Here is a 21,977-nt window from a genome sequence, read left to right on the forward strand (position 1 = left end):
AAGCCCACCGGGTCGGCCCACCGCAGCCGGCCGCCCGCTGCGGAGCGCGCGGTCGGCGGACGGGGCGCGGCGGCGCCGTCCGGTTCGCAGGCGTACAGCCGGTGGTCGACGGAGTTGCTGAAGACGACCAGCGGGCCGCGCTCGGTGACCGTGCCGGCCCAGGGCCGGCCGCCGTACTCCGTCACCCGGCTGCGGACGCTCCAGGGCGCGGGCGGCACCGACTCCTCGGCGCCGTCCGGCCGCCGGCGGATCAGCGCCCGCCGGCCGTCCTCGGCGGGGCGCGGCTCCGTCCACCACACGTCGTGCCCGACGAAGCCGACCCCCGCCGGGCGGCCGTCGCGGGCGGCGACCGTCCGGGCGTCCAGCGGGGACGCCCAGGAGCCGTACGGAGCCGTGGTCACCATGCTGTCGATTCCTCCCCGTGGGGTGTCCGGGACGGTTCGCCGTCGGCCGGCCGGACCCCGGCGGCCGGCCGACCGCCCCTTCTCCGGCCGTCGGGGCGGTCCGATGGGCCGGGCACTCGGGTCAGGCACCAGGGACAGGCACTAAGCGCCGCGCAGAAAGTCATCGAGCACCCGGACGCCGAAGTGCAGGCCCTCTATCGGTACGCGTTCATCCACGCCGTGGAACAGCGCCTGGTAGTCGAAGCCTTCGGGCAGCTTCAGCGGCGAGAAGCCGTAGCCGACGATGCCCAGCCGGGAGAACTGCTTGGCGTCCGTGCCGCCGGACATGCAGTACGGCACGACGCGGCCCTGCGGGTCGAAGCGCTCGACCGACGCGCGCATCGCGGCGAACGTCGGGGAGTCGACCGGCGCCTGCAACGCGACCTCGCCGTGGTGGTAGTCCCACGTCACGTCGGGTCCGGTGAGCGCGTCCATGGTCGTACGGAACTCCGCCTCGCCGCCCGGGACGACCCTGCCGTCCACATAGGCGACGGCGGATCCCGGGATCACGTTGACCTTGTAACCGGCCGTCAGCATCGTCGGGTTGGCACTGTTGCGGACCGTCGGCGCGACCAGCTTGGCGGACGGCCCGAGCTTGCTCAGCAGCGCGTCGACGTCGCATGCGGGGCTCTCGACGTCGACGTCCACGCCGTGCAGCGCGACGAGCGCCCGCAGCGCGGCCCGGACGGTCGGGGTGAGCCGCACCGGCCACTCGTGCTCGCCGATCCGCGACACCGCGGAGGCCAGGCGACTGACGGCGTTGGCATGGTTGATCTTCGAGCCGTGCCCGGCGCGGCCATGGGCGGTCAGCTTCAGCCAGGCCGTGCCGCGCTCCCCCGCCGCGATCGGATAGATCCGCATCCCGCCGCCGGCGTGGAAGGTGAACGCGCCGGATTCGCTGATGCCCTCGGTGCAGCCCTCGAAGAGCTGGGCGTGATGGTCGGCGAGGAATCCCGATCCGTCCTCGGCGCTGGCCTCCTCGTCGGCGGTGAACGCCAGCACGATGTCGCGCCGTGGCCGCACCCCGCCGCGCGCCCACTGCCGGACGGCGGCGAGCATCATCGCGTCCATGTTCTTCATGTCGACGGCGCCCCGGCCCCAGACCACACCGTCGCGGACCTCCCCGGAGAAGGGGTGCACCCGCCAGTCGCCGGGCACGGCCGGCACCACGTCCAGATGGCCGTGCACCAGCAGCGCATCGGCGGAGGGTTCGGTGCCCTCGATCCGGGCGACGACGTTCGTCCGCCCCTTGCTGCGCTCCAGCAGGACCGGTTCGATCCCCACGTCGGCCAGCCGCTCGGCGACGTACTCGGCGGCCGGGCGCTCCCGGCAGGCACCGTCACCGGCATTGCTCGTGTCGATACGGATCAGATCGGAGGTGAACCGCACCACCTCGTCCAGCGCCTGCTGGTCGACCGCTCCCGCGGCCGTGCCCGCGCTCTGTTCCGCCCGCTGATTCTCAGCCATATTGTTCCTCCACGGCGGACGAGACGACCGTGGTGACCGCCTTGAAACACCGGATGGCTTCGTACATGTTCTGACCGGTATACGCGACCCGGCGCTCCCCGCAGCGCTCCACGCCGGGCACGCACGTAGCCGCACCCACGAGGTGCTCCGCGTCGAACTCCAACTCGAACCGGAACGGGCCTGCCCGGACCGGATCGTGACGCACCGCGAGCGCCGCGCCCTTGCAGGCCGCGGCCCGGATCTCGGCCGCCGTACGGGCCGGCGGGCGGCAGACCGCCGCATAGCGCGACACATAGTCCTTCACCGCCACCCCCGGCGCCCGCGGGGCGTACCCCAGCGCGTCCTGGCATGTCCGGTCGTCACCGGTCACCAGCACCACCGGCACGCCGTACTCGGCCACCACAAGGGAGTTGAGACGGCCCTCGCTCGCCCGCACCCCGTCGACCCAGACACCCGTCAGCGTGTTGGCGAGATACGTGTGCGCCAGCACGCCTTCCGTACCGGCGCCCGTGTGGTACCCGACGAAGGCGATCCCGTCGACGTCTCCGTGCTGCACCCCCTCCACCATGCTGAGCGACTTATGACGCCCCGTCAGCATCTCCGCCCGCCGGTCGAGCCGCTCCAGCAGCAGATTGCGCATCGACCAGTGGGCCTCATTGACGAGGACCTCATCCGCCCCGCCGTCGAAGAACCCGGCGACGGCCGCGTTCACATCGGAGGTGAACATCTGGCGGCAGCGCTCCCACTGCGGCGTGCCCGGCAGCACGTCGGCGGGCCACGTCACGCCCGTGGCACCCTCCATGTCCGCGGAGATCAGGATCTTCACCGTCTGTCAGTCCCATCGCAGGCGGGAGGCCGGATGCGCGGCCCTTGATCCGTCACGGTACGCGGGCTCGAACACCCGGACCAGGGCTGTGGATAACTCCACCGGTCCAGACCACTGAAGATCATCTGTGTGGCTCAGCGCGCCCCGCTATTCCAGCTCCTCCTGGCAGCGCTCCAGCCAGTCGAGGTCCGCCTGGAGGTGGAGCATCGCGCCCTCTATCAGCAGCTGCGCGAGCCGGTTGCCCTGGTTCCCGGCCGCCGCGAGCCGGGACAGTGCGCGCATGCTCTTGAGGTACTGGCGGCGCTGCCTGTCGATCAGGGCGATCCGGTCGGCGGTGCCGGTACGGGGGGCGAGGGCGAACTTCATGAAGAACTCGTCGCGGACTCGGGGCTCGACGGTGGACTCCTCGAACCAGGCGTCCACGGTCTCCCGGCCCGCCGCGGTGATGCGGTAGATGCGCTTGTTCGGGCGGTCCGGCTGCTCGACGTCCTCCCCCTCGAGGAGACCGGCCTTCTCCAGCCTGCCCAGGGTGACGTAGATCTGACCGATGTTCGGCGACGGGTAGGCCACGCCCAGCAGGGCCTCCAGGGCGCGTTTGAGTTCGTATCCGTGTGCGGGTCCGCTGACCAGCAGCGCCAGGAGTGGCAGCCGCACGCTCTCCCTCTCCCTCCGGCACTACATGTCGGTTGTCGGGTTCCCCCGTTGGTGAATCGGCTCGCCGTCGTCTCGTCCCGAGGTATCCAGTATCCCGCACCGCGAACGGCTATTCATGGGCCGGTCCACCGGCCGGGCCCGCCGGCGCACGGCGTGAAGCGGGCTCCGCGGGGTAGCCGTACGGCAGGCAGCCCCTGCCGCTCCCCCTCACCCGGTCCGCTCGCCCGGACCGCTCCCCGATCCGGTTCCCGCCCCGCGACGGGCGCTGCGCAGCCCACCCAACACCCAAGCATCGGAGGGGAATTGCGGTGGGCGCCGATCGGCCGTACCGGGCCGGATGCCGAGCAGTCAGGCACGGGCGTCACGCCCGTTCCATGCAATCCCGGGCACCTCTGTGACAACTTTGAACATTCTGTTGACACCGAAAAGACACTGCTACCTAACATACATGCATAACAGCAACTCGCAGGCGGCCAGGCCGACTTGCACAGGTAAGAACGGGATCACGGCAGATGCTCACAGCCACCGCGCAACGCGGCCACCCGACCGCCACCCAGGACACGGCCCAGCGCTGGTGGCGCGATGCGGTCATCTACCAGGTCTACGTGCGCAGCTTCCGCGATACCACCGGCAACGGCACCGGCGACCTCGCCGGGGTCCGCAGGGGGCTCCCGTACCTCAAGAAGCTCGGCGTGGACGGTATGTGGCTCAGTCCGTTCTTCCCCTCCCCTCAGCACGACCACGGCTACGACGTCGCAGACTACCGCGACGTCGATCCGGCGTACGGCGATCTCAACGAGTTCGACCGCCTGGTGGCCGAGGCCCACCAGCTCGGCCTGAAGGTGCTGCTGGACATCGTCCCCAACCACTGCTCCAGCGAACACCCGTGGTTCCGGGCCGCGTTGGAGGAGGCTCCGGGCGGCCCGTCGCGGTCGCTCTTCCACTTCGCCGACGGGCGCGGGGAGGCCGGTGAACTGCCGCCCAACAACTGGCGCGCGATGTTCGGCGGCCCCGCCTGGTCCCGGATCACTGAGGCGGACGGCACCCCGGGCCAGTGGTACCTCCACATGTTCACCCCCGAGCAGCCCGATCTGAACTGGCGCAACCCCGACGTGGCCGCCGACTTCGACAAGGTGCTGCGCTTCTGGCTCGACCGGGGCGTGGACGGGTTCCGCATCGACGTGGCCGCCGGACTCTACAAGCACCCCGAACTCCCCGACTCCCCCGATCCGTCGGCCGACGAGCGCACCCGCGACTCGGTCAACCCGCTAGCCTGGAACCAGCCCGAGGTGCACCAGGTGTGGCGCGACTGGCGGGCGCTGTGCGAGGAGTACACCTCCGTGGACGGCCGGGACCGGCTCCTGGTCGGCGAGGTCTCGGTGCGCACTCCGGGCGAGCAGGCCGCGTACGTCCGGGCCGACGAGCTGCACCAGGCGTTCTTCTTCCACCTGCTGACCGCGCGGTGGGACGTCGGGCTCTTCCGCACGGTCATCTCCGATGCGCTGACCGACATCGCGGGCACCGGATCGACCGTCACCTGGGTGCTCAACAACCACGACCAGGTGCGCACCGTCACCCGTTACGCGGGCGAACCGGGCACCCCGGAAGGCGAGTTGGGCCCGGCGCGGGCCCGCGCCGCCGCGCTGCTGATGCTGGCCCTGCCCGGCGCGGCGTATGTCTACCAGGGCGAGGAGCTGGGCCTGCCCGAGGTCACCGACCTGCCGGACGAGGTGCTCACCGACCCGATCTTCCACCGCACGGGCAGCCGGCAGCACATCCGGGACGGGTGCCGGGTGCCGCTGCCGTGGTCCGGGGACGCGGCGCCGTTCGGCTTCAGTACGGGGGCCGAGGGCGAGCCGTGGCTGCCGCAGCCCGCCGGGTTCGCCGGGCACACCATGGACCGGGCGGTGGCCGACACCGGCTCCTTCTGGCACCTCTACCGCGAGGCGCTCCAGCTGCGCCGGGGCCTTCCGCAGCTCGGCGAGGGCACCCTGCGCTGGCTGGAGTCGCCGGCCCAGGTGCTGGCGTTCGTTCGCGGTGACGGCCTGGTGTGCGCGATCAACTTCGGCACGGAGCCGGTGCCCGCACCCGTGGCGGGCGTGCCGCTGCTGGCGAGCGGCGCCTGTCCCGCCGGGACACTCCCGGGGTCGACCGCCGCGTGGTGGATGGACCCGACACAGCAGCCGGGGCTGCCGTAGCCGTACCGTCGGAGCCCGTCCCTCAGGGCCCTCCCGTCAGGACCGGGGCCCTCCCGCCGGCAGCCTGCCGCCGGAGCGGGTGGAGGGTGACGGGTGAAGGATGACGGGTGACGGGGCGCGAACCGGTCGGCCGCGGTGGGCAGTTGCCCCGGCCGGGCGCGCTTCCGCTTCGGTGCTCGCGGGACGGCACACCGCCCGGGGGCACCTGAAGGCTTCCCGGCTGCCGGATCGGTTCACGGGCGCCACTCGACCGCCGGCCCGGTCGGCGGGTGCGCCCGGCCCGCCGTTCCGGTTCCCGCCGCGTCCGGCCAGGGTGCTGGCGATCAGGGCCGGTTCGGTGGCGCCGATCGCTGCGTCAGCGGCCTTGCGGGCGCACCATAGCCGCCCGCTCGCATGCCGGGAGTTGTGCCGCCCGCGGAGGAACGGGGGCATACGAGCGAGTGACCCGCCGCAACACCCTCCGGCCGGAACCGCAGCAGCCCCGAGCGCGACGGCGGGACATCGACGCGCATGCGGGCGCCCGACACCGGAGCGCGCCAATCGTCAACGAAGGGTTGACGCCAGGACCCTCGTCAACCTAACGTTGACGCATGACGAATCCAGACCCCATGACGAACCCCGTCCGGCTCGACGACCTGATCGAAGCCATCAAGAAGGCGCACACCGACGCACTCGACCAGCTCTCCGACGCGGTGATCGCCGCGGATCACCTCGGCGACATCGCCGACCACCTCATCGGCCACTTCGTGGACCAGGCGCGGCGCTCGGGCGCGTCCTGGACCGAGATCGGCAAGAGCATGGGCGTCACCAAGCAGGCCGCCCAGAAGCGCTTCGTGCCGAAGGCGGTGGACCTGGCGGAGGATCTCGATCCCGCACAGGGCTTCGGCCGCTTCACCCCCCGGGCCAGGAAGGTGGTGGTGGCGGCGCAGACCGAAGCCCGCACGGCGGGCAACGCCGAGATCCACCGCGAGCACCTCGCCCTCGGGCTCCTCTGCGAACCGGAAGCGCTCGCCACGAAGGCCATCGCGGCGCAGGGCGTGTCCCCGGAGGCGCTCCGCGAGGCCGCGACCGCGGCGCTGCCGCCCGCCGCGGAGACCCTCCCCACCCTCATCCCGTTCGACGTCCCCTCACGAAAGGCACTGGAACTCACCTACCGCGAGGCCCTGCGGCTGGGCCACAACTACATCGGCACCGAACACCTCCTGCTCGCGCTGCTGGAGCAGGAGGACGGCTCGGGCGTCCTCACCGGCCTGGGTATCGACAAGGCCGCCACCGAGTCGTACGTCGTCCAGGCGCTGGCCGCCATCGCCGCCGCCATCCAGGAGAATTGACTTCCGCTCCTCGCCCTAATGGGCGGGGATTCCTACCACGGTCGGCTGACCGTCTCGGTGGGTTCCTGCTTCACCGCGCTGCGCGGGCACGAATGCCCGTCTTACCTGCGCTCCACAGGCTGATACCGCCAGTCCGGCGGCCTTGGCGACGTTGACCGCCGCATTGATGTCCCGGTCCAGGACGGCCCCGCAAGCTCCACACGTCCACTCACGGACGTTCAACGGCTTGGGGCCGTCCTTGACGCCGCAGGTCGAGCAGACCTGGGAGGTGGGCTCGAAGCGTCCGATGCGGTGGAAGCCGCGCCCGTATCGCACGGCCTTGTACTCCAGGAACGCTACGAACTGGGACCAGCCCGCATCGTGCACGGACTTGGCCAGGCCCGTTCGGGCGAGTCCCTTGACCGTCAGGTCCTCAACGGCAACCGCTTGGTTCTCGCGGATGATCTTCGATGAGAGCTGGATTGGGGTCTCCCCTGCTCGAACGCAGTTGAGAGCTTGGGGAAGGAACTCGCGCCGCGCATCGGCCACCCGTCCATGGGCGCGCGCGACCTTGATACGGGCCTTGGTCCGGTTGTTGCTGCCCTTGGCCTTCCGACCCAGGTTCTGCTGCGCCTTCTTCAGCTTCTTCTCGGCCCGGCGCAGGAAACGCGGGGCTTCGATCTTCGTGCCGTCCGAGAGGATCACAAAGTGGGACAGGCCCAGGTCGATGCCGACCACGGCGTCCGTCTCGGGCAGTTCCTCGATGTCGGTCTCGACCACGAAGGAGGCGAAATACCGGCCGCCCGCGTCCTTGACCACGGTCACCGTGGACGGCACCGAAGGCAGTGCGCGGGACCACTTCACCCGCACATCGCCGATCTTCGGCAATGCCAGGTCGCCGCCGGTCGTGATCTTCCAGCGGGCGTTGGCGGTGAACCGGACAGTCTGCCGGTTGTCCTTGCGGCTCTTGAACCGGGGTGCGCCCATGAGCGGGCGCTTGCCCTTCAAACCGTCGAAGAAGTTCTTGTATGCCGTGTCCAGGTCCCGAAGGGACTGTTGCAGGACGACGGCCGAGACCTCGCCGAGCCAGGCCCGTTCTTCGGTCTTCTTCGCCTCGGTGATCAGCAGCTTCGACAGGTCCCCGGTCTTCGGGAACGCCTCACCGCCTGCGCGGGCGGTCTCACGGGCCCGAAGGGCGTCGTTGTAGACCACCCGCGCACACCCGAACGCACGGGCCAGCGCAAAACGCTGGGGCCCGTTCGGGTAGAGGCGGAAGGAGTACCGAAGCTGCATGTAGGTCACCGTAGTGCAGTTGGTTTATGGCTGACATGCAGAACATCCGTGCAGGCCAACACTGCACGTTCGCGCTCCACGCCCACTTGGTTTTCGTGACGAAGTACCGTCACAAGGTCTTCAACGATGCGCACCTCAAGCGGACAGAGGAGATCATGCGCGCCGTCTGGGCCGACTTCGCGTACGAGCTGATCGAGTTCAACGGCGAGAACAACCACGTCCACCTGTCAGTGAACTTCCCGCCGAAGGTCGCCCTGTCCAAGTAGGTCAACAGCCTCAAGGGCGTCAGCTCCCGCAGGCTCCGCCAGGAGTACCCGGAACTGGTCCGGCACTACTGGCGGGCACAGCGGCTGTGGTCCGGCTCGTACTTCGCCGGATCGGTCGGCGGGGCTCCGCCGTCGATCGTCCGTCAGTACATCAAGCAGCAAAATCATCCGCTCCAGCCTGCGGTTCAGAGCACTTCTCAGAACCGCTTCACCACCGAGCCAAAGCCCGGCGCACCGCGATGAGTCCCGGTAGCCCGGCCCGGGGAACGGCGCACGGGGCTTGTCCAACTGAGGCCGAGGAGACATCAGTTGGGCGGGTCCCTCCGAGGGCCGGTACATCACGGCCGCGAGCTGCCCCGCGCCGGGACGGCGGTCCGGCCCACGGCTCCCAGGACCGGCCTCAACCGGCCCCCGCCACCACCCAGTTGGTCGGCAGCTCGATCCGGGTGCCGTCCGCCCGGTACTCGGTCGTCGTCAGCGGCAGCCGCCCGGACGCGGCGACCGGCAGCCCCTGCGACCGCAGCAGCTCGGGCACCTCGGAGTCGGCCATCTCCCCGGGCGCGATGCCGTGCGCCAGGATCGCCCGCAGCTTGCCGGGCGGTCCGGCCGGGCCCCGTGCCAGCGCCATCAGGATCCCCTTCGACGCCTCGGCCGGTTCGACGGCGAAGATCCGGCCGCGGGCGCCCAGCAGCACCGCGAGGTTCGCCACGATCCGGGAGCGGTCCTCGGGTGTGCACTGGTGCAGCACGCCCCGCAGATAGACGTTGGCGTCGCCCAGCTCGGCGTGCAGCGCCCGCACGGCCGCGCCGTCCGCGGCATCGAGCCGGCGGTACTCGGCCACGCCGTCGGCGTCATCGGCTCGGGCATGCTCGACGGCCGCGGCGGAGAGGTCCACGCCCAGGGCCCGCCGGTAGCGGCCGGCCAGGTAGCGGGTCTGGGTGCCGTTGCCGCAGCCCAGGTCGACCAGCGGCAGTCCGGCATCGAAGTGGCCGTCGAACAACGGGAGATGGAGCTGTGCGGTCAGGGACGGATCGGCGTCCCAGAAGACCGCGCCGGCGCCGGCCGGGGCTGCGCGCCAGAAGCTTTCCCATGCCTGGAGATCGTGGCTCGAAGCACTCATGGGTGACTTGCTACGCCCGCCGGTGATCGCCCCGCAAGGGGGAGCGCGCCACCCTCGGCGGACGTTTCACACGGTGTTCGAGGCGGCGTGGCGTACCGCCCGGCTCACCGTGCGGTACGCCGTCCCCGGGGCAGCGACTGCTCGCACCACACCGTCTTGCCGCCGGCCGTCCGGCTGGTCCCCCACTCCCGGGCCAGCCGGCTCACCACCCGCAGCCCGCGGCCGAACGCGTCGCCGGGGCCCGCGTTCAGCAGCTGCGGCAGCGCGTGGTCGTCGTCCGAGACCTCGCACAGCAGGGCGTCGGTGTGCACCAGGCGCAGCACCACCTGCTGGGTGTGCGCGTGCTGGACGGCGTTGGTGACGATCTCGCTGACCAGCAGCTGCGCCGTCTCGACGGCCGGATCCAGGCCCCACCGCACGAGCTGGTCGCCCACCAGCCGCCGGGCCCGGCCGACTTCCCGGGCGTCCAGGCGCAGCCGCCATTCGGCGACCGACTCCGGCGGGATGCCGTTGAGCCGGGCCATCAGCAGCGCCACGTCGTCCTTGCGGTCGTCGGTGACGTTCAGCGCCCGGATGATGGCGTCGCAGGCGTCGTCCATGGAGGCGGCCGGATGCGCCGCGGACTCCGCGAGCGCCGCCAGCCCCACCCCGATGTCCTCGCCGCGCACCTCCACCAGGCCGTCGGTGCACAGGACGAGCCGGTCGCCGGGTGCCACCGGGACCGTGACGGCCTCGAACGGCACCCCGCCGACGCCGATCGGCGCGCCCGTCGGCAGCCGGAGCAGTTCGCTGCGGCCGTCCTCGGCGCGCACCAGGACGGGTGGGATGTGCCCGGCGTTGGCGAGCGTCAGCCGCTGGCCGATCGGGTCGTAGACGGCGTAGAGGCAGGTGGCCAGATAGCCGTCGCCGAGCCGCTGGGCGAGGTCGTCGAGGCTGCGCAGCAGCTGGGCCGGCGGCATGTCGATGGCCGCCATGGTCTGCACCGCGGTCCGCAACTGTCCCATCATCGCGGCCGAGTTGAGGCCGTGGCCCATGACGTCGCCGACCACCAGCGCGGTGCGCGAGCCGGGGAGTTTGATGGTGTCGAACCAGTCGCCGCCGACCCGGCCCAGGCGGGTGCCGGGCAGATAGCGGGTGGCGGTGTCGCAGCCGGCCATCCGGGGCGCGCGCTGCGGCAGCATGCTGTCCTGGAGCGTCTCGGCGACGTTCTCCTGGAAGGTGTACATCCGTGCGTTGTCCAGCACGAGCCCGGCGCGGGCGGCGAGTTCGGCGCCCGTCACCCGGTCCATGTCGTCGAACTCCGTACGCGCCGGGTGCCGCAGCAGGATCATGAAGCCGAGGACCACGTTGCGCGCCTTGAGCGGGACGACCAGCAGCGACCGGCCGTTGATCAGCGGACTGATGTCCCGCTTCTCGAACTGCGCGGCGATGGCGTTGCCCGTCTCCTCGCTGATCCGCGGCACCAGCACCGGCTGCCCGGTGGTCATGCACTGGAAGAACGGGGTGTGCACGGGGAACGGCATCGACTCGCCGACCGGTACGACGTCGTCCCAGCGCCCCGGCTCGTCGTTGTGCTCGACCGCGACCCGGTGCCAGAGTGTCGTGGCGTCCGGCGGCCCGTCTGGGAAGCCCTCGCCGGCGACGACCTGTTCGCGCAGATACGTGCCGGCGACGTCCGTGAAGCGCGGTACGACGGCCTCGCTGACCTCCTGGACCGTCCGGGCGAGATCCAGCGAGGAGCCGATCCGCCCGCTGACCTCGTTGAGGAACTCCAACCGCTCACGGACCGCGGCGTATTCGAGGTCGGACTCCAGCTCGGCGGCGGCCGCCTCGGCTGCCAGCGGGTCCTGTGCCGTCCGGGCCGCGCGCAACAGGCGGTCCCGGCGCTCGACCCGGCGCGGTACGCCCCAGTCCGGCGTCACCGGGACGCGTTCCTGCTGGCTGATCTCCAGTATCGGATAGCCCAGTTCGAGCACCTGGGAGACGATCCGGGCGCTCTCCCGGGGGCTCATGCTCGGCAGGATGTCGGGCAGCCGGCGGGCCAGCTCCTCGGCACCGGGGAAGTCGGTGTGCAGTGCGAACGCCGGCGCGAACCGCTCCTGGTCCGCGGGGCGGCCGTCGGCCCCGCGCCCGCCGCTGCCGCCGTGCAACCGGCCGGCGTCCGCGGCGAGGACGAGCAGCCGCTCGGTCCCGGGGCCGACGAGGGGGTAGGCCCACCAGAGCAGATCGAGCGGGCCGGGCGCCGCGGCCATCCGGGCGCGGCCCGCCGTCGGATAGGACGTGCCGCCGCCCAGCAACGCCTCCAGGCCGGGCCCGTGCGCCGCCGCACGCCCGTCCCACTCCGCTGCGCCCAGTGCGCCGGTGACGGGCAGCAGGTCGACGGCGAGGGCGCCCACCGCCTCCTCGCGGCCGGTGCCGAAGAGCCTGCGGGCGCCGCTGCTCCAGTGGGAGATGAGACCCTCCGCGTCCACCACCACGACGGCGAGCGGAATCCGCCCGGGCACCCGGGGTGCCGCACCGGAGCGCTCCTCGCCGTACAACGGGCCACGCTCCATGGGCGGTTGCTCCTTCGTACACCGATCTTGCACCACCGCTACCACGGTACGGCCGCGGCGGAGGCGGCGGGCAGCATTCCGCGAAGAGGGCGTGCGCCGGAGCGTGCGCCCCCTGTGACGGCGCGTCAGTCCTCGTGCCCCAATTGGAGATCGCGTTCGGTGCGCCCGCCGCCCGCCACCTGCAGGACGGTGGCCACCGGCGGGTATCCGGCGGCGATCACCGTGTACTCGCCGGCCGAGAGGTCCACGAAGCGGAACAGCCCGTCGGGGCCCGTCGTCGCGGTGTCGACGACGTTCCCGGCCGCGTCCAGCAGCGTGACCCGGGCGTCCTCGACGGGCCGCCCGCCACCGGCCCGTACGGTCCCCCGCAGCACCGCGCCCCCGGCCAGCTCGATGTCCTGGCGGGTCTCCCGGGACGCCTGGACCGTCACCGGCAGCGCCGCCGGCCGGAACGCCGGCGCGCTGGAGGCGAGGGTGTACTCGCCGGCCACCAACTCCCCGATGACATAGCCGCCTTCGCGTCCGCTGCGGGTGGTGGCGACCACCTCGCCGCGGACGTCGGTGAGGGTGACCATGGCGTCGCGGACCGGTGTGCCGTCGGCGGTGGTGACCGCGCCGGCCAGCCGCCCGGCGCCGCCGAGCACCACGTCCAGCTCCACCGGGCGCTCGCCGACGGTCACCGTGACGGCCTGCGGCTGGTGCCCGCCCGCGGCCGCGATGAGCACATACGCCCCGGCCCCCGGGGTGCTCAGCGCGTACCGGCCGTCGTCGCCGGTGGCGCCGCGGCCGATCTGCCGCCCGGCGACGTCGATGAGGGTGAGCGCGGCGCGCGGCACGATGCTGCCGTCGTGGTGCTGGACCGTGCCGCACACGGGGACGCCGGCACGGAGCGTCGCCGGCTGCCCGGCGCCGTGGGTGTGGGCGTGACCGGCCGCGTAACCCCCCTTGGAGCCGTACGAGTTGCCCGAGGGCGCGTACCCGGTGGCCGCGTCGTGCGCGGTGCGGGCCGGCGGCACGGCGGCGGGGTCCGCCGGGTCGCCGTACGGCGCGTGCGGGGTCTGGGGGGCGTGCGAGGCGTGGGACACCAGGGGTTTCTCTTTCAGGAAGATGGCGAGCAGGAAGCCCAGGACGAGTACCGGCACGAGGTAGAGGAAGATCCCCGGCATGGCCTTCGCGTAGGCGGCGGCGTAGCTGTCGCGCAGCGCGGCGGGCAGGGCGCGCAGCAGCTGCGGAGTGATCGACTCCGGGTCGGGCGGCGGCGCCGGGTGCGGTAGCCGGTCGCCGAGTTGGGCGGCGAGGCGGTTGGCGAACAGTGCGCCGAAGAGGGCCGCGCCGGCGCTGCCGCCGAGCTGCCGGAAGTAGTTGCCGGCGCCGGTCGCGGCACCGAGGTCCTGGCGGCGTACGGAATTCTGCGCGGCGAGCACCAGCACCGGCAGCACCAGGCCGATGCCCAGGCCCAGAATGCCCGTCCAGAGGCTGTAGACGCCGCGGGAGGTGTCCGGCCGCATCCGGGACAGCAGCCACATGCCCTCCGCGGCCACCGCGCAGCCGAGGATGGGGAAGATCTTGTAGTGGCCGGTGCGGCTGATGAGTTGCCCGGTGCCGAGCGCACCGAGCACCACCCCGCCCGTCATGGGGAGCATCAGCAGTCCGGAGGCGGTGGCCGTGGCGCCCCCGGCCATCTGCAGGAAGCTCGGCAGATAGCTGGTCGCGCCGAAGAGCGCCAGGCCGATGGCGGCGCCGATCAGGCCGGTGAGGTTGAAGACCGCGTCGCGGAACAGCCGCGGCGGAACGAGCGGTTCGCCGACCGCGCGCTCGACGACGAGGAACAGCGCCGCGCTGACCAGCGCCCCGGCACCGAGCCCGAGGACGGCCCACGAACCCCAGGCGTACCGCGTACCGCCCCAACTGGCCAGCAGGACAACGCAGGTGGCGAACACGGCGAGCAGCAGGGCACCGCCGACGTCCAGCCGGGGGCGGGCGGCGGGCCGGGGCAGCCTGAGCGCGACGGCGACCAGGAGGAAGGCGAGGAGGCCGAACGGCACGGCGAGGGAGAAGCACCAGCGCCAGGAGGCGTGGTCGGCGCAGAGGCCGCCGAGCGGCGGCCCGGCCACCGAGGCCAGGCCGAACGCGGCGCCCATCAGGCTCATCCAGCGCCCGCGGGCCCGCGGCGGTACGGCTTCGGCGACGATCGCCTGAACGCCGATCAGGAGGCCGCCGCCCCCGATGCCCTGGACGGCCCGGAAGGCGACCAGCTGGTCCATCGAACGTGACCAGGCGGCGAGCGCGGAGCCGGCGGTGAAGACCAGGACCGCGAAGAGGAAGACGGGCTTCCGGCCGAGGAGGTCGCCGAGCCTGCCGTAGACGGGCAGGCCGACGGCCGACGCCAGGAGGTAGGAGGTCACCACCCAGTGCATCGCGGGCAGGCCGTGCAGCTCGCCGGCGATCCTCGGGAGCGCGGTGGCGGCGACGGTCTGGGCGAGGGCGGCGGGCAGCAGGGTCAGCAGCAGCCCGAGGAAGGCGGTCCGCGTCCGGCGCCGGCTCATCGGCGGCGCGCCGTCGCCCGCCGCCGGGTCGGCCGGCTGCGGCGCCGGGCCCGTCGTGGCGCCGGCGGCGCGCGGTCCGGCCCGCCGGCCCCGCTCGCTCAGGGTGGTCCCGCCCACGTCCTGCTCCCCTCGGTACGCCTCATCCACCTCATACGGCCGCCCATTTCTCGCATTGGGCGACAACGGCGATCAAGCGCGGAGAATCAGAGCACGGTGGGCGGGAACGGACGTCAAGTACGTTGCCCGCGGCGCCTATTGGGCTCCCATCAGGGGTTTCCGCCGGCCCGTCGGCCGGAGGGCCGGAGGGTGCGACTCAGCGGAAACCACCCGAACCGGTGAGCATGACGGCGCCCCGAAAGGGTTACCGGAGCGAGGGTGCCGGGTCACTTCTCCATGTGGGCGGCCAGGTTGGCGAGGATCGTGTCGTAGATCCGGCCAAGTCCCTTGGGGGCGAAGGTCCGCTCGAAGAAGCCGCCGATGCCGCCGGCACCCTGCCAGGTGGTGGTGACGACGACCTTGGCGCGGTTCTCGCCGGCCGGGGTGACGACCCACGTGGTCACCATGGAGGAGTTGCGGTCCTTCTCCACGAGCTGGCCGTCGGTCGGCTCGTCGACCTCCAGCAGGCAGTCCCGGACGCGCTTGCTGGTGGCCTGGAGCTTCCAGTGGACGAGGGTGCCCTTGCCGTCGCCGCCCTCGCGGATCTCGTACTCGCTGAAGTGCTCGGGCAGCAGCTGCTGACGCGTGCCGCTGTAGTCGGCGATCGCGTCGAACACATCCTCCGGGTCCGCCGCGATCTCGCGTTGCGTGGTGGCCTCGACCTGCCCCATGTCTGTCTTCCTCCAGTAGTCGGCTGCCGGTCCTGCGGTGCGCCGCCAACCTGCGGTGCGCGGCCAAGCCAACCACCACTGCGCACCGGGCCCAAATCCGGTTGACGAACGCGAAGGGAACACATGTTCTATTATCAGAACGGGGGCACGGCCGGATCACAACAGGAGGCCCCATGCGCTGGGACAATCTGGGTGAAAGCCCATCCGCGCTGTTCGGGACGGATGTCGTCACCCGAACGGTCGACACCCCCGAATTCCGCGGCATCACCTTCCACGAGGTGCGCGCCCGCTCCCTCGTCAACCGCGTACCGGGCGCCTCCCGGATGCCGTTCGAATGGACCGTGAACCCCTACCGCGGCTGCAGTCACGCCTGCGTGTACTGCTTCGCCCGCAAGACCCACAGCTACCTGGACCTGGACACCGGCCTCGACTTCGACTCGCAGATCGTGGTGAAGGTCAACGCCCCCGACCTGCTGCGCCGCGAACTGGCCGGCCGCCGCTGGCGCGGCGACCACATCGCGATGGGCACCAACGTCGACTGCTACCAGCGCGCCGAGGGCCGTTACCGCCTGATGCCCGGCATCATCGGCGCGCTGCGCGACCACGCCAACCCGTTCTCGATCCTCACCAAGGGCACCCTGATCCTGCGCGACCTGGACCTTCTGCGGCAGGCCGCCCGCGTCACCGACGTCGGCATCTCGGTCTCCGTCGGCTTCCTCGACCGCGAGCTGTGGCGCACCGTCGAACCCGGCACCCCCGCCCCCGAACGGCGCCTGGACGTGGTGCGCACGCTCACCGCGCACGGCATACCCTGCGGCGTCCTGATGGCCCCCGTGATCCCCTTCCTCGGCGACACCCCGGACCGGCTGCGGGCCACCGTCCGCGCCGTCGCCGAGGCCGGCGCCGACTCGGTCACCCCCCTCGTCCTGCATCTGCGCCCCGGCGCCCGCGAGTGGTTCACGGCCTGGCTGGGCCACCACCACCCGCACCTCGTGCGCCGCTACGAGACGATGTACGCCGACGGCCCGTACGCCCCCAAGTGGTACCAGCGCCGGATCACCCGCCAGGTCCACGAACTGGCCGCGGAACACGGCCTCGGCCCGTCCCGCCCCGGAGCGGCCCGGCGGATCACGGCGCGCGACGGCGGCGGCCCCGGTACGGATGCGGCGCCACCCGCGGTGGGCGATCCGGCTTCCGGGGCCACGCAGTTGACGCTGCTGTGAGGGCCGACCGCCGCGCCGGGGGCGCCCCACGGCGTCCGTGCGGGCCCGCCGCGCCCGCCTCGGCCCCGGGCTGCCGGAAGCGGCCGGAACGGTCTCCAGGACCCGTGCCAGGCGGTCGCGGGCGGCCGTCCGGGCGGCGATGCGCGCGTCGATGACGGCGAGCCGCTCACGGGCGACACGCAGGCTCTCGGACGAGGGCGGTGCGGTGGTCATGTCGCCGTCGAGGATGCCGGCGGCGTACGGGACGATCTCGCCGTCGCCGTCGCCGTCTGCGGTGAACGCGGCCGTCTCCGCGAGCGGTTCGGGCCGTCGGCCCACCGCCACCACGCGTGCCCCTTCCGCCGCGAACGCCAGGGCGTTCGCACGGCCGATTCCGGTGCCGGCCCCGGTGACGGCGACGACTCTGCCGCGCGTCCCGGGCACGTCGGGGGCGGTGTCCGCGGTGCGGGCGCGCGTGTCGGTAGTGGTGGCCGTGGCGGGGTGCGTGCGCTGTTCCATGGCGGGAGTGTCGAACCCTGTCCCCAGGGGCAGGGTCAAGCGGCCCGCATCCGGAGGGCGATCGTCCGGCCGGGGAATCCGGCCGGGAGGGCGACCGGGAAACCCCGTTGACGGGCGTCCGGGCGAGCGTCGAACCTGTGCCGCATGGAGGGGGACGGGGAGATGACCGGGGAGTCGCCCAGGGTGCCGGGGCGGGACGGGGCAGGCGGGGGACGGTGGAGCAGGCGTCGCGCCCCTTGCGGATACGCGAGATGACGGAGGCAGATGTCGACGCGGTCTCGGGGGTCCGGGTGCGCGGCCGGCAGACGGCGTACCGGGGGCTGATGCCGCGGGCCCACCTGGACGCGATGAGCGTGGCGGAGGACGCCCGGCGGCGGCGCGAGCGGTTCCGGCGACGGCGACCGGGCGTCGTCGAGCTGGTGGCGGAGCGGGCCCGGGAGGTGCGTGAGGTGGTCGGCCGGGTCGCGGTCGGACCGGCCGGGATGCCGATCTCGCCCTGGACGGCGGCGGGTTGACCGGTTCCCGGCTGCCCGTGGGCGAGCTGCCGGCCCTCTGTGCGGAGCCCGGTCCGATCGGCACCGGCGTCGGCCGCGCGCTGCCGGCCGGCGGGACGGCCCGGGCCCGGGCCGGCGGATTCGGCGCGCTGTGCCTCTGGGGTGCGCGGCAATCCGCGCGCCCGGCGGTTCTCCGAGCGGGCCGGGTTCGCGCCGGACTTCGCGCCGGACGGGGCTGAGGAGGCGTACGGGGTGGCGGGCCGGAGCGTCCCGGAACTGCGCTACCGGCGTCCGGCACCACCCGCCCGAGCCCCCGGGACGCCCCGCCTGAGCCTCTAGGACCTGTCCGCCGGAGGACCGCCCCGCGGTCCGGCGTCGGCCGCCGCCCCCTCCCCCGGTGTGCCGCCGCCCGCCGCCCGCGCCGCGTCCTCGTGGACGCCGAGCCGCGCCAGTGAGGCCGCGGCGGCCGCGGCGAGCCGGGGGTGGGCGGTGGCGGCCGTGAGTGCGGGGACCGCGCGCCGGTCGCCCAGGGCGCCCAGGCCCTCGACGCAGGCCAGGGCCACCCGCCAGTACGGGTTGTGCGGGGTCAGCAGCCGCTCCAGGGTGGCGATCAGCGCGGGGACGGACTGCGGGGCGCGGAGTTCGACGAGCAGGCGTACCGGGTGCAGGGCGTAGGCGGTGCGCAGCGGGTTGGTGGCCAGGGCCGCGGCGGCGCGGGCGGTGCGCGGGTCGCCGAGCCTGCCGAGGGCGTGTGCGGCGGTGGCGCAGCGGACCGGTTCGCGGTAGTTCAGGAGCAGGACGAGGGTTTCGAAGGCGCGTTTGTCGCCGGCGCAGCCGAGGATGAAGGCGGCGATCTCGCGGGCCCACAGGGGGCGCTCCACTGCGACCAGCATGCGGGCCAGTTCCTCGCGCCCCGCGGGGGTGTTCTTGCGGGCCAGCCCGAGCAGCCGCTCGTAGGCGACCAGATCCTGTGGGGAGCGGAGTTCGGCCCGCACCCGGTCCGTCAACTCGTGGAATTCTTCTTCCATTTGTCGCTCCCCTCCCGCCTGGCCGCCCGGATCCGCGCGACGTGGCCTGCACCACAGCCTAATGACCCGCACTACCCCTGGTGCTTCGGTTACCCACCGGTTAACCTGGCGGAACGAGCAGCACCCCTGCTCGGGCGGCCTGGTGACGCAGCCGCCGAAAAGTGAAGTCGGTTCGGCACCGCACAGCACGACGCGTAGGCACGCTTCATCGCCACGCACCGCACGACACGTACGGAGATACGGCACGGCCCCGGGACAGGGCCCGCCGTGCCTCCCGCACCGCCGGCGCTGCCCGCAGCGCTGCGGCCCGCGGCCCCTCGCCGCCCGCCGCCGCACGCTGCTTCTCGCACTCCGCGCGGCCCGTTCGTCCGCTCCGCGGACACCCCTCAGTCGTCACTTCTCCCCTGCCCCAGGGGAACACCCTCAGGAGTCTCGCGATGGGCCCTCAGTCCACCCCTGACCTCTCAACCCCCGCTTCCTCACTGTCCCTTGCCACGGTCGCCGTGGTCGGTCTCGGCACCATGGGCACCGGTATCGCCGAGGTGCTCGCCCGGGCCGGCCGTGAGGTGATCGGCATCGACACCGATGACACCGCGATCCGGCAGGCCCGCGCCACCCTCGAAGCCTCCACCGCCCGGGCGGTGCGCCGAGAGCGGATCACCGAGCGGGAGCGGCAGGACGTGCTGGCCCGCTTCCGTACGTTCGGCGACCTCCAGGCCGCCGCGGACGCCGACCTCGTCATCGAGGTGGTGCCGGAGGACTACGAACTCAAGCGGCAGGTCTTCGCCGCGCTGGACGGCATCGTCCGTCCGGAGGCGATCCTCGCCACGGGCACCAACGCGCTGTCCGTGACCCGGCTCGCCGCCGACTCGCAGCGCCCCGAGCGGGTGCTCGGCGTCCACTTCTTCAACCCGGCGCCCGCGATGAAGCTGGTCGAGGTGGTCTCGTCGGTGCTCACCGCCCCGACCGCGGTCGCCGCCGTCACCGAGCTCGCCCGCGACCTGGGCAAGGACCCGATCGCGGTGGGCGACCGGCCCGGTTTCGTCGCCGACGGGCTGCTCTTCGGCTACCTCAACCAGGCCGCGGCGATGTACGAGTCGAAGTACGCGTCCCGTGAGGACATCGACGCCGCGATGAAGCTCGGCTGCGGTCTGCCGATGGGCCCGCTGGCGCTGCTCGACCTGATCGGGGTGGACACCGCCCGTACGGTCCTGGAGGCGATGTACGCCGAGTCGCACGACCGGCTGCACGCCCCGGCGCCGATCCTGGGCCAGCTGGCGGAGGCCGGGCTGACCGGCCGCAAGGCGGGCCGCGGCTTCTACACCTACGAGGCGCCGGGCAGCGCCGCCGTGGTGCCGGACGCGGCGAGCCCCGCGGCCGGCAACGGCGGGCAGCGGACCGGCCGCACGGTCCGCAGCGTCGGTGTCGCCGGCTCCGGGACGATGGCCAGCGGGATCGCCGAGGTCTTCGCCAAGGCGGGCTACTCGGTCGTGCTGGCGGCCCGCAGCCCGGAGAAGGCGGAGCGGGCCAAGGAGCGGATCGCCAAGTCGCTGGGCCGCTCCGTCGACAAGGGCCGGCTGACCGCCGAGGCGCGCGACGCGGCGCTGGCGGCGATCACCCCGGCCGGTTCGCTGGACGCGTTCGCGGACGTCGATCTGGCAGTGGAGGCGGTGGCCGAGGACCTGGCCGTCAAGCAGCAGCTGTTCCGGACGCTGGACAAGGTCTGCAAGCCGGGTGCCGTTCTGGCCACCACCACGTCCTCACTGCCGGTCGTCGCCTGCGCCCGCGCCACCTCGCGCCCGCAGGACGTCATCGGGATGCACTTCTTCAACCCGGCGCCCGCGATGAAGCTGGTCGAGGTGGTCCGTACGGTCCTGACCTCCGACGAGGTGCACGCCACCGTGCGCGAGGTCTGCGCCAAGGTCCGCAAGCACCCGGTGGACTGCGGCGACCGGGCCGGTTTCATCGTCAACGCGCTGCTGTTCCCGTACCTGAACAACGCGATCAAGATGGTCCAGGAGCACTACGCGTCGCTGGACGAGATCGACGCCGCGATGAAGCTGGGCGGCGGCTACCCGATGGGCCCGTTCGAGCTGCTGGACGTGGTCGGCCTGGACGTCTCGCTGGCCATCGAGAAGGTGCTGCACGCCGAGTTCCGCGACCCGGGTCTGGCCCCGGCGCCGCTGCTGGAGCACCTCGTCGCGGCGGGCTGCCTGGGCCGGAAGACCGGCCGCGGCTTCCGTGAGTACGCCCGGCGCTGACGCGCGGCGGCGCCCCGGGGCCGGGGGCGGGTGGGGCGGGCTGCTGGAGCCGCCGGACGGTGGTCCCGGCAGCCCGCCCCAGGTCACAGGGCCGGAGCTGGTACCTCATGCCGCAGGCCGCGTGAATATGCAGTACCGTCCCCACATGTCCCAGCCCGCTCGCCCGCAGTCGTCCGACGCCTCCGAGACCTCCACTCCCGGCACCCGCCGCGCCGCCGCCCAGCGGCTCAAAATGCGCCGCGAACTGTCGGCCGCCGCAATGGAACTGTTCGCGACGAAGGGCTACGAGGCGACGACGGTCGACGAGATCGCGGCTGCCGCGGGCGTCGCCCGGCGCACCTTCTTCCGCCACTTCCGCTCCAAGGAAGAGGCGATCTTCCCCGACCACGACGACACCCTCGTACGCGCCGAGGCGGTCCTGGACGCCGCGCCGCCGCACGAGAACCCGCTCGACACGGTGTGCCGCGGCATCAAGGAGGTCATGCGGATGTACGCGTCCGCCCCCGCGGTGTCCGTGGCCCGCTACCGCCTCACCCGCGAGGTACCCACCCTCCGGGAGGCCGAGATCGCCTCGGTGGCCCGCTACGAGCGGCTGTTCACCCGCTATCTCCTGGGCCACTTCGACGAGGGCGCGCACCGCGAGGGCGACGACGATCCACTGCTCGCCGAGGTGGCCGCGTCCGCGGTGGTCACCGCGCACAACCACGTCCTGCGCCGCTGGCTGCGGGCCGGCGCGGAGGGCGACGTGGAGGCCCAGCTGGACCACGCCTTCGAGATCGTCCGGGAGACCTTCGGCACCGGCATCGGCGCGGGCCGCGCCACCGCGGAGGCGCCCCCGGCGACGGTCTCGCGCCAGGGCGAGGTGCTGGTCGCGGTGGCCCGCACGGACGCCCCGCTGGACGAGGTCATGCGCACCATCCGCAAGGCGCTCAAGACGCATCAGTAGCCGTCTCCGGCCCGCCCCCGGG

15 protein-coding genes and 3 pseudogenes are annotated in these 21,977 nt (G+C 72.7%); 7 read left to right on the forward strand and 11 right to left on the reverse strand.

Translation table 11 applies throughout. The features are described from left to right. Positions 1-5: 5 nt before the first annotated feature. The 4 genes and pseudogenes from GR130_RS28130 to GR130_RS28145 form a co-directional block, all read right to left on the reverse strand. Positions 6-404 (reverse strand): annotated as a pseudogene (locus GR130_RS28130) (S9 family peptidase); the annotation flags it as partial. Between the two features lie 141 nt (positions 405-545). Further along, positions 546-1,910 carry a M20/M25/M40 family metallo-hydrolase gene (locus GR130_RS28135; RefSeq protein WP_159507299.1) on the reverse strand — a complete coding sequence of 455 codons (1,365 nt, stop codon included), beginning with the start codon at positions 1,908-1,910 and terminating at the stop codon, positions 546-548. Then, complete coding sequence (locus GR130_RS28140) at positions 1,903-2,736, reverse strand: M55 family metallopeptidase (protein ID WP_159507300.1); 834 nt, start codon at positions 2,734-2,736, stop codon at positions 1,903-1,905. Before GR130_RS28140 ends, GR130_RS28135 begins: the two co-directional genes overlap by 8 nt. Before the next feature lie 147 nt (positions 2,737-2,883). Beyond that, on the reverse strand, positions 2,884-3,390 hold the full coding sequence (locus GR130_RS28145) for a PadR family transcriptional regulator (RefSeq protein WP_159507301.1): 507 nt from the start codon (positions 3,388-3,390) through the stop codon (positions 2,884-2,886). 512 nt (positions 3,391-3,902) lie between these two features. Here GR130_RS28145 and GR130_RS28150 point away from each other — a divergent pair. Together GR130_RS28150 and GR130_RS28155 are read left to right on the forward strand one after the other, a co-directional pair. Then, a complete protein-coding gene (locus tag GR130_RS28150) occupies positions 3,903-5,588 on the forward strand; it encodes a glycoside hydrolase family 13 protein (protein ID WP_159507302.1) in 1,686 nt (561 codons plus the stop codon). 590 nt (positions 5,589-6,178) lie between these two features. Further along, positions 6,179-6,919: a Clp protease N-terminal domain-containing protein gene (locus tag GR130_RS28155; protein ID WP_159507303.1), complete on the forward strand. Its 741-nt coding sequence runs from the start codon at positions 6,179-6,181 to the stop codon at positions 6,917-6,919. Between the two features lie 15 nt (positions 6,920-6,934). On the opposite strand, the gene GR130_RS28160 is transcribed toward GR130_RS28155, so the two are convergent. Beyond that, on the reverse strand, positions 6,935-8,191 hold the full coding sequence (locus GR130_RS28160) for an RNA-guided endonuclease InsQ/TnpB family protein (protein WP_159507304.1): 1,257 nt from the start codon (positions 8,189-8,191) through the stop codon (positions 6,935-6,937). Between the two features lie 26 nt (positions 8,192-8,217). Between GR130_RS28160 and tnpA the strand changes: the two are divergent. Then, positions 8,218-8,628: pseudogene (gene tnpA / locus GR130_RS28165) on the forward strand (IS200/IS605 family transposase); the annotation flags it as partial. 229 nt (positions 8,629-8,857) lie between these two features. On the opposite strand, the gene GR130_RS28170 reads toward tnpA, so the two are convergent. The 4 genes from GR130_RS28170 to GR130_RS28185 all read right to left on the reverse strand — a co-directional run bounded on the left by GR130_RS28170 (position 8,858) and on the right by GR130_RS28185 (position 15,505). Then, positions 8,858-9,577 (reverse strand): class I SAM-dependent methyltransferase, encoded by a 720-nt coding sequence (locus GR130_RS28170; RefSeq protein ID WP_159507305.1) that lies wholly within the window; start codon positions 9,575-9,577, stop codon positions 8,858-8,860. 104 nt (positions 9,578-9,681) lie between these two features. Next, positions 9,682-12,132: an ATP-binding SpoIIE family protein phosphatase gene (locus GR130_RS28175; RefSeq protein ID WP_159507306.1), complete on the reverse strand. Its 2,451-nt coding sequence runs from the start codon at positions 12,130-12,132 to the stop codon at positions 9,682-9,684. Positions 12,133-12,257: 125 nt separating this feature from the next. Beyond that, positions 12,258-14,795: an MFS transporter gene (locus GR130_RS28180; protein WP_443043681.1), complete on the reverse strand. Its 2,538-nt coding sequence runs from the start codon at positions 14,793-14,795 to the stop codon at positions 12,258-12,260. Positions 14,796-15,061: 266 nt separating this feature from the next. Further along, positions 15,062-15,505 carry an SRPBCC family protein gene (locus tag GR130_RS28185; RefSeq protein ID WP_159507307.1) on the reverse strand — a complete coding sequence of 148 codons (444 nt, stop codon included), beginning with the start codon at positions 15,503-15,505 and terminating at the stop codon, positions 15,062-15,064. Between the two features lie 173 nt (positions 15,506-15,678). Here GR130_RS28185 and GR130_RS28190 point away from each other — a divergent pair, with 173 nt between their 5' ends. Then, entirely contained in the window at positions 15,679-16,728 is a 1,050-nt protein-coding gene (locus tag GR130_RS28190; RefSeq protein WP_159507308.1) for an Rv2578c family radical SAM protein, read from the forward strand. A 285-nt stretch (positions 16,729-17,013) separates the two neighbouring features. Here GR130_RS28190 and GR130_RS42075 read toward each other — a convergent pair. Further along, a pseudogene (locus tag GR130_RS42075) lies at positions 17,014-17,226 on the reverse strand (SDR family NAD(P)-dependent oxidoreductase); the annotation flags it as partial. Positions 17,227-17,477: 251 nt separating this feature from the next. Between GR130_RS42075 and GR130_RS41675 the strand changes: the two are divergent. Continuing rightward, complete coding sequence (locus GR130_RS41675; RefSeq protein WP_328707571.1) at positions 17,478-17,741, forward strand: hypothetical protein; 264 nt, start codon at positions 17,478-17,480, stop codon at positions 17,739-17,741. Positions 17,742-18,055: 314 nt separating this feature from the next. Here the strand turns inward: GR130_RS41675 and GR130_RS28205 are convergent, their stop codons facing one another. Next, positions 18,056-18,748 carry a HEAT repeat domain-containing protein gene (locus tag GR130_RS28205; RefSeq protein WP_159507309.1) on the reverse strand — a complete coding sequence of 231 codons (693 nt, stop codon included), beginning with the start codon at positions 18,746-18,748 and terminating at the stop codon, positions 18,056-18,058. Positions 18,749-19,185: 437 nt separating this feature from the next. Between GR130_RS28205 and GR130_RS28210 the strand changes: the two genes are divergently transcribed. Then, a complete protein-coding gene (locus GR130_RS28210; RefSeq protein WP_159507310.1) occupies positions 19,186-21,009 on the forward strand; it encodes a 3-hydroxyacyl-CoA dehydrogenase family protein in 1,824 nt (607 codons plus the stop codon). Positions 21,010-21,154: 145 nt separating this feature from the next. After that, the gene (locus GR130_RS28215) at positions 21,155-21,955 is read left to right on the forward strand and encodes a TetR family transcriptional regulator (RefSeq protein ID WP_201305022.1); all 801 of its coding nucleotides are present in this window, start codon (positions 21,155-21,157) and stop codon (positions 21,953-21,955) included. Positions 21,956-21,977: the final 22 nt, after the last annotated feature.

It is taken from the genome of Streptomyces sp. GS7 (genome assembly GCF_009834125.1).
Classification (GTDB): domain Bacteria; phylum Actinomycetota; class Actinomycetes; order Streptomycetales; family Streptomycetaceae; genus Streptomyces.